General features: G+C 52.3%; 13 protein-coding genes. 8 read left to right on the top strand and 5 right to left on the bottom strand.

The annotated features are described in order from the left end of the window. Positions 1–29: 29 nt before the first annotated feature. Entirely contained in the window at positions 30–878 is an 849-nt protein-coding gene (locus tag B5G03_RS07950) for a hypothetical protein (RefSeq protein ID WP_087181194.1), read from the bottom strand. A gap of 261 nt (positions 879–1139) precedes the next feature. On the opposite strand from B5G03_RS07950, the gene B5G03_RS07945 reads away from it, so the two are divergent. From B5G03_RS07945 to mobQ, 8 genes are all read left to right on the top strand, one after another. Next, positions 1140–1343: a transposon-encoded TnpW family protein gene (locus B5G03_RS07945; protein ID WP_007885061.1), complete on the top strand. Its 204-nt coding sequence runs from the start codon at positions 1140–1142 to the stop codon at positions 1341–1343. 1 nt (position 1344) lies between these two features. Then, a complete protein-coding gene (locus B5G03_RS07940; protein ID WP_087181193.1) occupies positions 1345–3264 on the top strand; it encodes a recombinase family protein in 1920 nt (639 codons plus the stop codon). 68 nt (positions 3265–3332) lie between these two features. Further along, entirely contained in the window at positions 3333–3953 is a 621-nt protein-coding gene (locus tag B5G03_RS07935; protein WP_087181192.1) for a CHC2 zinc finger domain-containing protein, read from the top strand. After that, the gene (locus B5G03_RS07930; protein WP_087181191.1) at positions 3931–5310 is read left to right on the top strand and encodes a DNA primase family protein; all 1380 of its coding nucleotides are present in this window, start codon (positions 3931–3933) and stop codon (positions 5308–5310) included. Before B5G03_RS07935 ends, B5G03_RS07930 begins: the two co-directional genes overlap by 23 nt. 194 nt (positions 5311–5504) lie before the next feature. Next, positions 5505–5690, top strand: a complete 186-nt coding sequence (locus B5G03_RS07925; protein ID WP_087181190.1) for a hypothetical protein — start codon at positions 5505–5507, stop codon at positions 5688–5690. A gap of 20 nt (positions 5691–5710) precedes the next feature. Then, positions 5711–5920 (top strand): LLM class flavin-dependent oxidoreductase, encoded by a 210-nt coding sequence (locus B5G03_RS07920; protein ID WP_430661831.1) that lies wholly within the window; start codon positions 5711–5713, stop codon positions 5918–5920. A gap of 4 nt (positions 5921–5924) precedes the next feature. Continuing rightward, positions 5925–6131 carry a hypothetical protein gene (locus B5G03_RS07915; protein ID WP_002596142.1) on the top strand — a complete coding sequence of 69 codons (207 nt, stop codon included), beginning with the start codon at positions 5925–5927 and terminating at the stop codon, positions 6129–6131. Between the two features lie 429 nt (positions 6132–6560). Beyond that, the gene (gene mobQ / locus B5G03_RS07910; protein ID WP_087181189.1) at positions 6561–8267 is read left to right on the top strand and encodes a MobQ family relaxase; all 1707 of its coding nucleotides are present in this window, start codon (positions 6561–6563) and stop codon (positions 8265–8267) included. A 19-nt stretch (positions 8268–8286) separates the two neighbouring features. Here the strand turns inward: mobQ and B5G03_RS07905 are convergent, their stop codons facing one another. The 4 genes from B5G03_RS07905 to B5G03_RS17040 are packed head-to-tail and all read right to left on the bottom strand — an operon-like array spanning position 8287 to position 14474. Then, positions 8287–11442: a type III restriction-modification system endonuclease gene (locus B5G03_RS07905; RefSeq protein ID WP_087181188.1), complete on the bottom strand. Its 3156-nt coding sequence runs from the start codon at positions 11440–11442 to the stop codon at positions 8287–8289. 6 nt (positions 11443–11448) lie between these two features. Beyond that, positions 11449–11967 (bottom strand): hypothetical protein, encoded by a 519-nt coding sequence (locus B5G03_RS07900; protein WP_009860794.1) that lies wholly within the window; start codon positions 11965–11967, stop codon positions 11449–11451. Between the two features lie 7 nt (positions 11968–11974). Further along, positions 11975–13924 (bottom strand): site-specific DNA-methyltransferase, encoded by a 1950-nt coding sequence (locus tag B5G03_RS07895; RefSeq protein WP_071432510.1) that lies wholly within the window; start codon positions 13922–13924, stop codon positions 11975–11977. Next, positions 13908–14474 (bottom strand): hypothetical protein, encoded by a 567-nt coding sequence (locus tag B5G03_RS17040; RefSeq protein ID WP_140401657.1) that lies wholly within the window; start codon positions 14472–14474, stop codon positions 13908–13910. Before B5G03_RS17040 ends, B5G03_RS07895 begins: the two co-directional genes overlap by 17 nt. Positions 14475–14479: the final 5 nt, after the last annotated feature.

Here is a 14479-nt window from a genome sequence, read left to right as displayed (position 1 = left end):
ACGCCCTTTCTCCTTAATCGTCCCAATTATCAGGGGCGGTTTTTCTTTTTTCTGCGCTTGGTCTTATTCTCCCGCCGGATCACGGCGTCCTTGCCCTGTTTTCTTGCGATTTTCGAGTATTCCTCTAAAAACTGGCGTTCCCGCAAGGTCAGGCTGCCGCCATGCTCCTGCTTACCGCACAGATGGTCATACATCTGGCGCTGCAATTTTTTGTGGATAGTTTTCCGCAGCTTGCGGATGTTGCGGTCAGACTGCCCACGCACAGCGGCAAGCCGGGTGGTGCTGTACAGCCGCAAAGAGAGAAAATATAGAACTTCCTTGTGTTCCTCGCTCAGTTCCTCCACCATGCGGGAAACAAAGGCATCGGCGGTCAGATTGTGCATCTCATAGGGGCAGTCAAACAGGATGTCCAGAAAGTTTCCGGCCATCAGCTGCCGGTATGCGGGATTGTTCATCCAGCGGGGAATAAGTTTGGGTTCCGGCACTGCCTGATATTCCAGCGGCACATCACCACGGAGGTTTTCGTGGTCCCGTTCCCGGCGCTCCCGGTTCCGGTCCAGCTTGTTCCATTCCTCCACCACGACCCGGAAATCCTTCTCCGTGCGGGCGGCTTCCTCCAGCCGCCGTATGGCCTCGGCCCGCATCTCCCGTTTCAGCCGCTTATCGCTGACCGGGGCGGCTTCTTCTTCCTCGTCCTCCAGCTCCGCTTCATAGTCAATGGGATGCTCGTCCTGCTCCAGCTCACTTTCCAGCTCGGCCAGACGTTCTTCCGCAAGCGCCTGTTCCAGCGTTTCTTCCGTCCCTGCGCCTGTCCCATCGTCCCATCCGGTGAAGCCACCCTCGGTATCCAGAAGCGCGTCATCAGACAGATACGCCATGACCCCACCTCTTTTCAAAAAATATTTTGCGATTTTTCAAAAATGGTTCCGTTTTGCACCCCGGATTTCTCCTATTAGTGAAAGAGTAATCTGAAAACAAGTTACTTAGATTACATTTGCTCGTTCACACAGGAGAAAGGGGGCTTTCGCCATGTTCAGGCTTGACATAAAAAAGAAGTAACACAATCGCAGGTTACAAACAACGGAACCATAACAACAGTATACACCGGATGCGCCGAAAGCGCAAGAAAGAGAGGTTCTATGGCAGATAAAAACGCCGTGTTTCTGACCCGGCACATTGGCAACACCACCTATAAAGTTCGTGTCTACCTCAGCGAAACCGCCGAGGAAACGATGGAAGATAAAATTCTGCGGCTGATCCGCAATGACGGGCTGGCAAACCAGCCGGAATGTGGTATAATGGAACTGCCACAAATGAGCCGTCCGTCTGAAAGGAGCGCCTGATATGGCAAACAGACAGACGGAAGAAAAAATCACTGCGCTCTATGAGCGCCTGTCCCGTGACGATGACCTCACGGGCGACTCGAACTCCATTCTGAACCAGAAACGTTATCTTGAAAGCTATGCAGCACAGCGGGGCTACACCAATATCGTCCACTACACAGACGATGGGTGGTCCGGCGGCAACTTTGACCGTCCCGCATGGAAGCGCCTTGTGGCGGACATCGAGGCGGGAAAGGTGGCCCACCTGCTGTGTAAGGACCTAAGTCGGATCGGCAGAAACTATCTGCAAACCGGCTTTTACACCGAGGTAATGTTCCGGCAGAATGGGGTTCATTTTGTCGCTGTTGCCAATAACATTGACAGCGAGGAACAGGACAGCGGCGAGTTTGCCCCCTTTCTCAATATCATGAACGAATGGTATCTGCGTGACCAGTCCAAAAAGGTTTCGGCAGCATACCGTGTCAAAGGCAAGGCAGGCAAGCCCACCACCAACAATGCCATCTATGGCTACAAAAAAGACCCGGAGGACAAGGACCACTGGCTGGTGGACGAGGAAGCCGCCGCTGTGGTGCGGAGAATCTTCCTGCTTGCGGTGGAGGGGCATGGCCCCTATGAGATTTCCAAGATACTCACACAGGAAAAGGTGGAGTGCCCCGCCTATTATCTGGCCCGCAACGGCAGAGGCAGCCGGAAGAACACCGTGGACACCAGCCGCCCCTATGACTGGTACGGCTTCACGGTCAGTTCTATGCTGACCAAGCCGGAGTATATGGGGCACACCGTCAATTTCCGTTCCTCCAAAAAGTCCTACCGGGATAAGCGGGTAAAAAATGACCCGTCCGACTGGCTGATTTTTGAGAACACCCACGAGGCCATTGTTGACCCGGAAACCTGGCAGCTCGCCCAGCAGGTGAAACGGACGGTGCGCCGGACAGATACCACCGGCGTCGCCAATCCCCTGACCGGCCTTGTGTTCTGTGCCGACTGCGGAGCCAAGATGTATAACCACCGGGGCAAACGCAAAAAGGACGGGCGGGAGTATGGAACCGACTTTTATAACTGCTCCACCTACACCCTGACCTTTGAGCGGGAAACGCAGATGTGTTCTTCTCACACGGTCAGCACTAAGGCTTTGAATGCCCTGATTCTGGAAACCATCCGCACTACCGCCAGCTATGCCATCCAGAACAAGGAGGAATTTATTCAGAAAGTTCGCAGCATTTCACAGGTTCGCCAGCAGGAAGCGGCAAAGGAGCTGAAACGCAAGGTCGCCAAGGAGCGCAGGCGCAGCGCCGAGCTGGATGTGCTGATTAAAAAGCTGTATGAAACCTATGCCATGGGCAAACTGGAAGAAAAACGGTTCGAGCTGCTGTGTGCCGAATATGAGAAGGAACAGGCCGAGCTAGAACAACTGCTTGCCTCCGAGCAGGCACAGCTGGACCAATTCCATGAGGACACGGACCGTGCCAGCCACTTTCTGGCGCTGGCACAGAAATATACGGATTTCACCGAGCTGACCGCCCCTATGATCCATGAATTTGTGGAGAAAATTCTGGTTCATGCCCCGGACAGAAGCACCGGGGAACGGGTGCAGGAAATTGAGATTTATCTGAATTTCATCGGGAAATTCGAAGTGCCCATGCCCGAACCCACCGAGGAAGAACTGGCTGCGGAGGAAAAGCGCCGTCAGAAGCGTATCCGTGACCATGAAAAATACCTGCGCCAGAAGGAACGCAAACAGAAGATTGCTGAGGGGCTGATCGTTCCGGGCGAACCGTATCAGCTGGTGTGCCAGTGCTGCGGAGCGCCGTTCCAGTCTGTCCGCCCCAACGCTAAATTCTGCAAACCCGCCTGCCGGGAGAAGTTCTACCGGCAGGAAAAGCGGAAAGCCAAAGAAACGGAAACATCACAAACTGCATAAGGACTGTGGCCTGCCCAAATAAACCGGGCAGGCCGCTTTTTTTATGCCCTGAAACGGAGGGATTTTTTATGACACTCTTTGAACTGGTAAAACAGAATATTTGTGTGCCGGATGCGGCGGAACACTATGGGCTGCAAGTCAACCGAAACGGGATGTGCAGCTGTCCGTTCCATGAGGACCGGCACCCCAGCATGAAGCTGAACGAACGGTATTTTTACTGCTTCGGCTGCGGAGCCACCGGCGATGTGATCGACCTTGTGGCGAGGTTATTTGACCTGAGCAGCTACGAGGCAGCGCAGAAGCTGGCACAGGATTTTGGGATTGACCCGGACAAGCCCCCTGCGGCAGCGGTCCTGCCCAAACCGGAGCGTCCCCTGCTGACAGCATACCGGCAGGAAGAAGTGCGCTGTCTGCGGGTGCTGTGTGATTATCTGCATCTTCTGGAAAGCTGGAAGGTGCAGTACGCACCCAAGACACTGGAAGATGTTCTGGATGACCGGTTTGTGGAAGCCTGCCAGATGCTGGACTATGTGGAGTATCTGGCGGATTTGCTCATTGCCGCCGAACTGGAACAGCGGGTAAAAATCGTGGAAATGCTGAACAAGGATGGCCTGATTGCCGGTTTGGAGGAACGGCTGGACAGGCTGAAAAAGGAGGACGATGCCCATGAAAAACAAAGCGCAGCTTGACGGGATGCCCGTCTGGTTTGATGGAAAAAGCATCAACGAAGCCCTGTTTTGTGAGGAGTTCTTGCAGACGCACAAGATCATCTTCACAAACGGGGCTTTTTTCACGCCCGAAGGCCGTGTGACAGACGAACTGCCCCTGCGGGGAGAGATTTTTGAGGAGCTGAAATGCTGTGCGGTCAGCAACATTCCCCGCAAAATCAGCAACATCGTGGAGCTGATGAAGCTGGCGGCGCTGGCGGAGGATTTTCCCCCGGAGCCGGATCGGATTCATCTTTCCAATGGCACACTTTTTCTGGACGGAACCTTTGCGGAGGGAAAGCCGAAAATCGTCCGCAACCGTTTCCCCGTGGCCTACAACCCCAACGCCCCAAAGCCTGTTCTCTGGCTGCAATTTCTGGATGGCCTGCTCTACCCGGAGGACATCCCCACCTTGCAGGAATATATCGGCTACTGCCTGATTCCCAGCAACAAGGGACAACGGATGATGGTCATTAAGGGCAGCGGCGGCGAGGGCAAGTCGCAGATCGGCGCTGTTCTGGGAACTTTGTTCGGCTCCAACATGAAGGATGGCAGCATCGGGAAAATATCCGAGAACCGTTTTGCCCGTTCTGACCTGGAACATATCCTCCTGTGCGTGGACGACGATATGCGGATGGAAGCCCTGCGCCAGACCAACTATGTGAAATCCATTGTCACCGCCCAGGGCAAGATGGATTTGGAGCGCAAGGGCAAGCAGAGCTATCAGGGATGGATGTGCGCCCGGCTACTGGCCTTCTCCAACGGGGATTTGCAGGCGCTGTTTGACCGGAGCGACGGGTTTTATCGCCGCCAGCTGGTGCTGACCACGAAAGAAAAACCGGCTGGCCGTGTGGATGATCCTGACCTTGCCGAGAAGATGAAAGCCGAGGTGGGGGGTATTCTGCTGTGGGCTTTTGAGGGATTGCAGCGGCTGGCCGCAAACAACTTCAAGTTCACCGAAAGCGACCGCACCAGAGAAAACCGGGAGGCAGTCAAACGGGACAATAACAATGTCTATGATTTTCTGGATTCTGACGGGTATGTTCGCCGGAAAGCCGATCTATCTGCCAGCTCCAAAGAACTATACGAGGCATACCAGATTTACTGCACCGAAAACAACCTGCCTGCCCTGAAGCTACGCAGCTTCAGCGAAGCCCTGATCGCCTGCCAGAGCCGCTACAATCTGGAATACTGCAACAATGTGACCAACGCAGCCGGACGGCGGGTGCGTGGATTTCTGGGAATTGAGGTATTAGTGAGAAATCATATATCAGTGTTTTCCGGTGATTCGATGCGTACGTACGTACCGGAAGATGTGCCGGAGGAATGGCGGCGCTGAACCGTGTACGTACGTACGCTTTGATTGACCGTTGTTCTCCCTTTTATAGCATATAGCAATTCGGCGGCTATGGCAGTCAGAATCACCCGTCAAATCCCCATGCAAAATCAAGGCAAATGGGAATCGAAAAGTATTTGACGGTTGGAAGAAATCATTTTGCGAAACCGTGCTTCTCGCCCCGGTGAACCGGGTGCATGGAATCATGGGAAAATGCACGGCTTCAAGCCAAATCACACGGAACGGTAAAGTCGGAAGGTGCGGCCTATGGACAGGACATCGCACCGGCAATTCTGAACGGATTTGGTGACAAGGGGATTGTTCACGACACAGCGAAGCAGTTATGCCAGACGGCGTACCGGCTTCGCTTTTTTATCAAGTAAATTTAGGAGGATTTTTGATGATGACGGTACGCAACGAGATTAAGGCACAGATCGTCCGGGCCGGATACACCATGCAGGAGGTAGTTGACCGGCTCCATGAGGAATACGGCTGGTCGGACAGCGTTTCCAACCTGTCGGCCAAGCTCCAGCGGGAATCCATCCGCTACAAGGAGGTTGTGGAACTGGCCGATGTGCTGGGCTATGACCTGATCTGGCAGAAACGGAGGTAATCCCATGACAAGTGAAGAAAAGAAACTGTTGCAGGCAAAGCACCGCTTGGAGGAAGCCCAGGCACGGGACCGGGTGAAGGAGCGAAAAGCCCGGACAAGGCGGCTCATTCAGGAGGGCGCTGTACTGGAAAAAGTGCTGCCGGAAGTACAGGCGGTAGGGCTTGATAATCTGGAAGAGTACCTGCGGCGAAAGCTGGCAGGACACGATTGAAAACTGCTGGGAGGTCTCCGGGAAACCGGGGGCCTTCCTCTTTTTTATCCCGAAGGGCGCACTTACTCACCACCTGCTAAAGCAGGCGGTGGTAGCCCTCCCGTTGGTCGGGCACGTGCGCTCTCCGAGGGGGATTGCGGCTCCTGCGGGAGCCGCTGGACAAGGCTGCATTTCTGCCAAACTGCCAGCCTTGCCCATGCAGTCGACGCAGGGGTTTCCGTTTTGGAAGCCCCTGTTCATGGGGTGGTATATTGCCACCCCATCCCGCCGTCTGCCTGTGTCAACCTGCCACCGGCAGCTTGACACAGATACAGGGGTGGAACGAATCGTTCCGCCCCTGCTGGTGGTGCGTCGTATTTCACGACGCACTGAGCGAAAACAAGGGTGCCCTGTTTCGGGGCACCCCTTTCAGAAAGGACAAGGTGATTTATGGCGATTTATCATTTGGAGGCCAAGATGGTCAGCCGTGGAGCCGGGCGCTCCGCTGTGGCTGCTGCGGCCTATCTGAGCTGTTCCCGGATGCTCAACGAGTATGACGGGGTGCAGCACGACTACACCCGCAAACAGGGCCTTGGGTGGCGGCAGGTTTTTCTGCCAGCCACGGCCCCCGCAGAGTGGCTGGATCGGGAAAACCTGTGGAACGCCGTGGAGGAAACCGAAACCGCAAAGGATAGCCGCCTCGCCCGTGAATTTGTGGCGGCGTTGCCCATAGAACTGAGCCGAGAGGAACAAATCCAGCTCCTGCAAGATTTCATCAAGGAGCAGTTCGTGGCAGACGGGATGTGCGCTGATGCTGCCATCCATGACCCATATCCTCCCGGACACAATCCCCATGCCCATATCCTGCTGACGGTGCGCCCACTGGATGAAAAGGGAAAATGGCAGTACAAGACTGAGAAAGAATATCTCTGCATCAAAGACGGCGAGGAACGGGGCTTTACTGCCGCTGAGTTCAAACAGGCACAGGCCGACGGATGGGAGAAGCAGTACCAGTATAAAGTAGGCAAAAAGAAGGTGTATATGACCCCGTCCGCAGCGCAGGCACAGGGTTATGAAAGGATATCTAAGTATCCCAAAAGCACCAAATATGGCAGGCAGAATCCCATCACGGAACGATGGAACAGCGACGAGCAGCTTGTCCTCTGGCGTCAGGCATGGGCGGATGTGACCAATCTTCATTTGGAGCGCACTGGGCACGAAGAACGCATCGACCACCGCAGCCATGCTGAGCGTGGCCTGCTGGAGCGGCCTACGGTCCATGAGGGTGTGGTTGCCAGAGCTATGGAGAAAAAGGGTATCATCTCTGACCGGTGCGAACTGAACCGGCAGATCAAGGCGGACAATGCCCTGCTCCGGGAGCTGAGAGGACAGGTCAAAAAGCTGGCGCAGGCAGTCAAAAATACCATCCCGGCACTTGCCGATGCCATGGAGAATCTGCGTAAAAATCTACTGCTGTTCTGCTATCAGCTGGGGTATCTCCGCAAGGGTAAGGAACGCCTGAACACTTCGCTGAATACGCTGCGCCCAGCCCTCGCACAGTACAATCAGGTTGCAAAGGACATTCGAGATAAGACGAAAGAGCGCCGCAGCCTGCTTTCCGAGAAAAAGGCGCTCTCTGCTGTCCATGTGTTCCGGCACCGGGAACTGGCGGCTAAGATAGCGGCTCTGGCGGAGGATTTGGAAGAACTGCGTTCGGAAAAGAATCTGCTTCTGGCGTCGTTGGCATATACCGAGGAAGATGCTGCCGATAAATTTCCTAAAGACATCGCTGCCATGGAGCAGAGCCTGAAACGGCTGGAAGAACAGAAACAGAAATATTCCGCCGAGTTGGACGCTGCCCTGAACGAGTATGCCGGGCTTCGGGAGCAGGCCCAGGGCTTCGACCCAGTGCAACTGTATGAAGCAAGACAGGCCATCCGCCCCGGCAAAGAACAGGAAGCGGAGAACCAGGCACAGCAGGTTTACGTTGAGAAGTACAGCCCACTTCTGATGTTTGACAGTAAAAAGGCGGTGTCCCGGATGCTGGACGAGGATGCAGAGCGGCTGGCCGTGCGGAGAATGGTGCGCCAGACGCAGAAGGAGCAGCAGATTTCCAACAAGGGAAAGCGCAAGAATCAAGGACGAGATGTGAGATAAAAAGCTCTTTCTATCTCTGTCAAATGCGCTTGCGCAGCTCCGTCCAACTGGTTGCAGTCTCCAGCTCCACACCTGCATCCAGTGCTTTGAAATGCTCCTTGCCGCAGTGGATTTTTAGCTGCTCACTGGTTTTCAGGTGCATAAAGCTGGTGTCACCCTTGGTTTCCAGGACGAAGTACAGCTTTTCCTCACCGTTCTTATTCAGATACACAGCCCAGTCGGGGTTGTACGTGCCAATGGGGGTTTCAATTTTGAAGCGGCTGGGAATCTTGAAGAACATCTTCACATCCGGGTCGTTGTCCAGGGCCACCGCCACCGGCTTCTCTACCGTGGAACTGTCGTAAACCACATAGTCATAGACGCTGTGTTCCACCTTTACGGCGTTTCGATCCAGGTTAGCAAGCAACTCCGTGGTGTCGAAGATTTCCTGCACATAATATTCCTGGCCATCCAGCTTCACATAACGGATACCGTCGATAGCCAAGGCGTGGCGGTGGCTGCGGATTAGCTCTACGGCTTGCTCCAGAAATGCCTCCGGATTGTTGAGGAAATCGCCACACCGTCCGCTCTCTACCAGAATCCGATTGACGGTAGCCGGGGTCAGCAGCGTTTCATCGCTGATGGCGGTAATGATGTCCGGCATGGCCTGATAGTCGTTGGCAATCTCCATTGTCCGCATTTCCCGTTCCATGTGGCTGATCCCGGACTGCTGGATGTGAATATCGGCAGTCTGGGACACCAGACGGGTTTTGGGGATATGGGGCATTTCCTGAAAGGCTTTGACGCAGTTCTTCACCAGCTGCTCTGTGTCAATGCTCACCCGGTAGGCGGTTTTCTGCTTGATCTTGCTCCACAGCTCCAGGAACTCCGAGGAGAGCATGACCTGCTTGTTGAGATGTACCACCACATCGCGGGAGGCATCCCGCACCGGGGGCTTCCGGTCAGCATTGGCGATAATCTGCTCAAAACGCTCTCTGGCAGCTTCATATTTTTTCGGCAGGTCAAGGGTTCCGTTCTTCAAAGCGTTCTTCATGGTATCCTTGACCTTACCGGTGCTGGTGATATACCCCTTCTGCTCAAAATGCTCCAGCAGCTCCGTAGCTTCCTCGTGGGTGACGGTATGTTCCTCTACGGTAGTGATTGTACTGGTGATTCCAATAATTGCCTCTGCTGCCTGTTCAGCGGTCGCACCGTTTTTAATTTGGCGCATGACTTCCGTTACGGGGCTGGGCGGTTCGGTGATTTTCCCTGATTCCAATTCCGCTGTAATTTTTTCTTCCGCTGCCGTCATTTCGGGGTCGGCCATCCATTTGTCAATGGAGCCGTCGTCCATCCAGGTTTTTACCAGCTCGTGGGCCTCTTCTCTGTCAATCGTATGCTCACGGGTAACTTCTTCCTGATAGGTCATCCCAGCAAACAAACTGAGCTGGAGTACACCAAACTTGACGCCAGTTTCGTCCTCGATCTCTTTCTGGAGGGTGGAAGCAAACTCGGAAAAGCTCTCGTTGGCCATGACGTGAAGGACATTGATATTCTTGTCCTCGATGCGTTCACCGTCCTGGTTCACGCACAGGCGCAGGCCACGGCCCACCTTCTGGCGGCAGGTAAAGGTGGACTTCTGCTCGATCAGGGTGCAGACCTGAAACACGTTGGGGTTGTCCCAGCCTTCCCGCAGCGCCGAGTGGGAGAAAATAAACCGCAGCGGACACTCAAAGCTGAGAAGCCACTCCTTGTCCCGCATGATGGTGTTGTAGGTGTCATCGTCGGCCTGGGTGTCGCCCTTGGTGTCCTTCAGGCGTCCTTTCTTGTCCTGAGAGAAGTAGCCGTTATGTACCTTGCTCACATCTGTGGTGAATCGCTCTCGGAGGAGCGCATACTTGGGCTTTGCGATCAGCTCCTGATAGCACTCCTCAAACATAGTGGCGTAGATGCCGGGTGTGCCGTCCTCGTGGCGGTACTTGTCCACCTTATCGATGAAGAACAGGGACAGTACCTTGATCCCCTTGTCCAGATACCGCAGCTCTTTGTCAAGGTGGGTTTCGATGGTGCGCCGGATTTGCGCCTTCTTGACGATGTTCTCGTCCACGTCTCCAATGGCCTTGCCCAGCTTGACCTCCTGGGTATTGCCAAACTCGACATGTTCAAAATCGGGAGTGCAGTCAATTCCGGTAACGGTGTAGCCTTCGTACAGTTCCCGCCCGCCGGACAGCAGGAATAAATCGTCGCCCGGCTTGACAGTCATGGCCTTGCGGGTCACGGCTCCGGTCTTGCCCTTCACATCCAGTTCCACTCTGGCCTTAAAGCCCTTGTCGTTGCTGACGGAAAGCAGCCGCACATAGGCTTGATTGAAGCCACCGGCAACCTGATTGGAGGATACGGCGATCTGCTTGACCAGCCCCATCTGGTAGGCGTCTACCGGAGTCAGGCGGTAAAGCAGATTGATTTTTTCTCGGTGGGTGGCGGAGTACCGCAGCACACACAGGGGATTGAGCGTGGCAATGGCTTCCTTGGCCTTGGGGGTGTTGTCTACGCTCTGGGGTTCATCGATGATAACGATAGGGTGTGTGTTCTGAATAAAGCCCATAGCCGTTTCACCGTTGAGCCGATCCTGCGCTTGATTAATGATGTTCTCCGCTTTCTTGAAAGCGTCGATGTTAATAATCATCACTTCGATATTGGAACTGGTGGCAAATTGCCGCACGTCGGACAGCTTGGCAGAGTTGTAGATGAAGTACCGGCATGGCACGTTGTCGTATTGCAGACCGAAATGCTCCTGCGTGACCTGAAAGGATTTGTAGACGCCCTCCCGGATGGCCACCGACGGCACCACGATAACAAACTTGGTGAATCCGTACTTGCGGTTCAGCTCAAAGATGGTCTTGGTGTAGACGTAGGTCTTGCCGGTGCCAGTTTCCATCTCAATACAGAACTGGCAGCCTTCCGCTGTGGGGGTCAGGGGCAGGTTATTCCGCTTCTGGACGGTGTGCATATTGGCGGTCAATGTTTCCTGGTCAATGTAGAGAGCATTGCCCTGGCCCAGCTCATTTAAGAAATTGGTCTGGGCTTCCTCCATGACGGAGAAGGTGCTCCGTGTTTTCTCCTGGCCGGCAAACAAATCCACCACAGCGTTGACTGCATCCATTTGGAAGGCTTGATTCTTGAATTTCAGTTTCATGCCTGTTCACCTCTTAAATAACCGCAGGAACAGGGTATAGTTCCATAAGAGATTATCTGCTTCAATGGAGTGCTGAATATTGATAATCTCATATTTGATTCCAACAATATTTTTGCTGTCCATGTAGAGTTTGAGATTTTTATAGCTCTGCACAACATCAAGTTGATTTAGTATCCCATTGTCAAGCACCTGATCTATTTTTGAAGTTAAGTTCCGATATATGTCTTGATTTCCTGTTTCACAATACAGGGCTGCTCGTTCGTAGGCGGTTTTTAGTGCTAATAGTGCATCTTTGCGTATGTCAATCTGCATTTTTCGCACACCAACAATAATTACTTCGTATATCGTAAAGCAAAAAGCAATCCGCTCAATCCAAAGCCACAAAGTATTACCGCTGGAGATAGGGGAAATGAATGTAGAAAGACAAGCAAGTAAAAATGGAATACCAATGTATTCGATTGTTCCAAGTAAGCAATGTACAATGGTTTTTGTGATTACATGAAACCATTTTAGAGTGTTATTCATATCTTTCTCACACCAGTTTCAGCTCAATCCCATGATCCCGCAGGATATAGTAGGCATTAGCCATAGCGGTATCGTCAGCAAAGCTGTCACGGGAGATGATGATTTTTGCCGGGGCATATTCGGTCATCTGCTCCACGTCCTCGGGCTGCACATCCTCGGCCAGACAGACCAGCAGCAGGCAGTCATCGCCCACGCCATAGACAGTCTTGTTATTGATGGAGAACGGTGTCACGGAGTAGGTCAGCGGCACACCCAGTTTGAGCATGATTTCATAAATCATATCCAGGTCGGTGCGCTCCGGCTTCACCCGATGAATCATGCTGTTCATCCGCCGATACAGCAGGTCGAGCTGCTCGTCCTCAATGGGGGTGGCGTCCCAGGTTTCCAGATTGGAGGTGTCCAGCTTGAAAACACGGAAGCCCACATCCAGTTTTGCTGCCATTTCTTTTTTTGCATTGATTACCTCTGGACTTTCTTCCCACTCCGCATAAGCAAATCCTTCAAGTGAATCATGCTGATCTTGATGGCGTTTCATTGCACGAACAAACAAACCGGAACTTTCAAGCGCATCTTTTAGCATTTTACCAGCCCGCCGGATTCGCTCCTTACCGATCTCGCAGATATTCTTGTACCCGGTCTTGTATGCCTCGCTCTTTTCGTCGCACAGTTCGGGAAGCTGTACCAGAATAAAGCGCCGATTTCCACCGTCCTCAGCGTTGAGCTGCATCACTGCATGGGCGGTAGTAGCAGAACCGGAGAAGAAGTCAAGGATGATGTCATCCGTGTTAGACACTTGGGAAACTAATTGCTTAATAACCTCGACTGGCTTTGGAAAATCAAATAAATACTTATTAAACAATCCTCCAATTTCCTTGGTTGCAGTATTTGTATAAACGCCAGTGCTGAAAACAGATGAAAAACCAGGAAGATTGTCTGACAGCTCGTTCAAAAATGATTTTTTGCGCGGCCGCCCATCTGGGTTGTCGGGCCAAATAATCCTGCCCTCTTGAATGAGCCGATTCATGGTATTTCGATCATATCGCCAGCCTTTTTCGGGGCATCCGTAGTTTCTTCCATCTGCCGGATTGATTAAATCATAGTGCAAATTTGGACGAGCATCGGCAGTAGCAAGTCCTACCATGTTAGCACTTGTCCAAGGGCCACGGGGGTCATTGTCAGGATTCTTATATTGTTCTGTTTTTCTGTCGGTTCCACGGAATACCCGGTGTCCGAATTGCTTTGTATAACACACTACATACTCGTGGTCTATTGAAACACCGGTAATGTTTCGATTATCTTTGTTCTGCCTACTCTGCCATATAAACTGCGCCACAAAATTTTCTTCACCAAAAATCTCGTTGCATAGTTTTTTAAGATTATCTATCTCAACATCATCAATAGAGATAAAAATCACACCATCATCCCGCAGGAGATTTGCCGCCAGCCTCAGACGGGGGTACATCATATTGAGCCAGTTGGTGTGGTAGCGGCCCATGGTTTCCGGGTTGCTCTTGGTGGTCTGCTGGGTTACTTCCTTGTACCGTGCCATGGGATCGGCAAAATCATCGGCATAGACAAAATCGTTGCCGGTATTGTAAGGCGGGTCGATGTAAATCATCTTCACCTTGCGGTAATAAGCCGTTTGCAGCAGCTTCAAGACCTCCAGGTTGTCACCCTCGATGTAAAGGTTTTGGGTGGTGTCCCAATCTACGCTTTCCTCTGGACAGGGACGCAGAGTGCCGGTGGAACGCTTCTGGGCCAGCCGCAGGCAGTCCGCTTTGCCCTTCCACTCAAACTTGTACTTCTCAAAATCGTTGTCGATGTACTCGCCGCACAGAGAAAGCAGCTTGTCAATGTCCAGCTTGCCCTCGCTGACGCACTCCGGGAACACCGAGCGCAGCTTGTCCAGGTTGGTTTGTTCTATGTTCATGGATAAACCATCAATCAGATTGTTCATGCTGATTCTCCTCTTGCATTTCTTTCCTTATTGCTGCCTCTAAACGGTCAAACATTGCTGCATCCCGCTTATTTAGTTTCTTCATAACAATTACCATTACGATAATTACAGCTACTACAATCAAGCACAGTAGAACTAAAAACGGCAAAATACTCACAGGATTTTCTTTACGTGTAAGAATGATCTGATTAGAGGGATTATTGATTAAATTTAACTCGCTGATCCCCTCTAAGCGATAATCGAAGTTAATAAGAGGGATACCTCCATCACTTATTATATCAACCGTAAACATTTCTCCTGGATTAAGCAAAAAATTATCAATGGTCAGTTTCTGATTGCTAAAACTACTATTTTCGACGACTTCTTCCCTGATATACTGATTGGAGCAATCGCCTATATTAACCGATAATATCTCGTCTGTTTCCCCAAAAGCAATAATAAATGGCCGCAAAAAGTCACTATTTGTTATTGGGTAAGCTCCAGTATTTTGAATTACAATCGAAGTTATGCACGGTTTTGAAACCTCACGTTCTCCGTACAATAATTTCAAGTTAC

The organism is Gemmiger sp. An50, assembly GCF_002161595.1.
GTDB lineage: Bacteria > Bacillota > Clostridia > Oscillospirales > Ruminococcaceae > Allofournierella.
This window is presented reverse-complemented; position numbering and strand designations above follow the sequence as displayed.

Excerpts from the sequence above, each read along its gene's own strand:
- B5G03_RS07900 (WP_009860794.1), bottom strand. The coding sequence starts at position 11,967 with ATGAATAACACTCTAAAATGGTTTCATGTAATCACAAAAACCATTGTA.
- B5G03_RS07915 (WP_002596142.1), top strand. The coding sequence starts at position 5,925 with ATGACAAGTGAAGAAAAGAAACTGTTGCAGGCAAAGCACCGCTTGGAG.
- B5G03_RS07950 (WP_087181194.1), bottom strand. The coding sequence starts at position 878 with ATGGCGTATCTGTCTGATGACGCGCTTCTGGATACCGAGGGTGGCTTC.
- B5G03_RS07945 (WP_007885061.1), top strand. The coding sequence starts at position 1,140 with ATGGCAGATAAAAACGCCGTGTTTCTGACCCGGCACATTGGCAACACC.
- B5G03_RS07920 (WP_430661831.1), top strand. The coding sequence starts at position 5,711 with ATGACGGTACGCAACGAGATTAAGGCACAGATCGTCCGGGCCGGATAC.
- B5G03_RS07905 (WP_087181188.1), bottom strand. The coding sequence starts at position 11,442 with ATGAAACTGAAATTCAAGAATCAAGCCTTCCAAATGGATGCAGTCAAC.
- B5G03_RS07895 (WP_071432510.1), bottom strand. The coding sequence starts at position 13,924 with ATGAACAATCTGATTGATGGTTTATCCATGAACATAGAACAAACCAAC.
- B5G03_RS07930 (WP_087181191.1), top strand. The coding sequence starts at position 3,931 with ATGAAAAACAAAGCGCAGCTTGACGGGATGCCCGTCTGGTTTGATGGA.
- B5G03_RS07925 (WP_087181190.1), top strand. The coding sequence starts at position 5,505 with ATGGAATCATGGGAAAATGCACGGCTTCAAGCCAAATCACACGGAACG.
- mobQ (WP_087181189.1), top strand. The coding sequence starts at position 6,561 with ATGGCGATTTATCATTTGGAGGCCAAGATGGTCAGCCGTGGAGCCGGG.
- B5G03_RS07940 (WP_087181193.1), top strand. The coding sequence starts at position 1,345 with ATGGCAAACAGACAGACGGAAGAAAAAATCACTGCGCTCTATGAGCGC.
- B5G03_RS07935 (WP_087181192.1), top strand. The coding sequence starts at position 3,333 with ATGACACTCTTTGAACTGGTAAAACAGAATATTTGTGTGCCGGATGCG.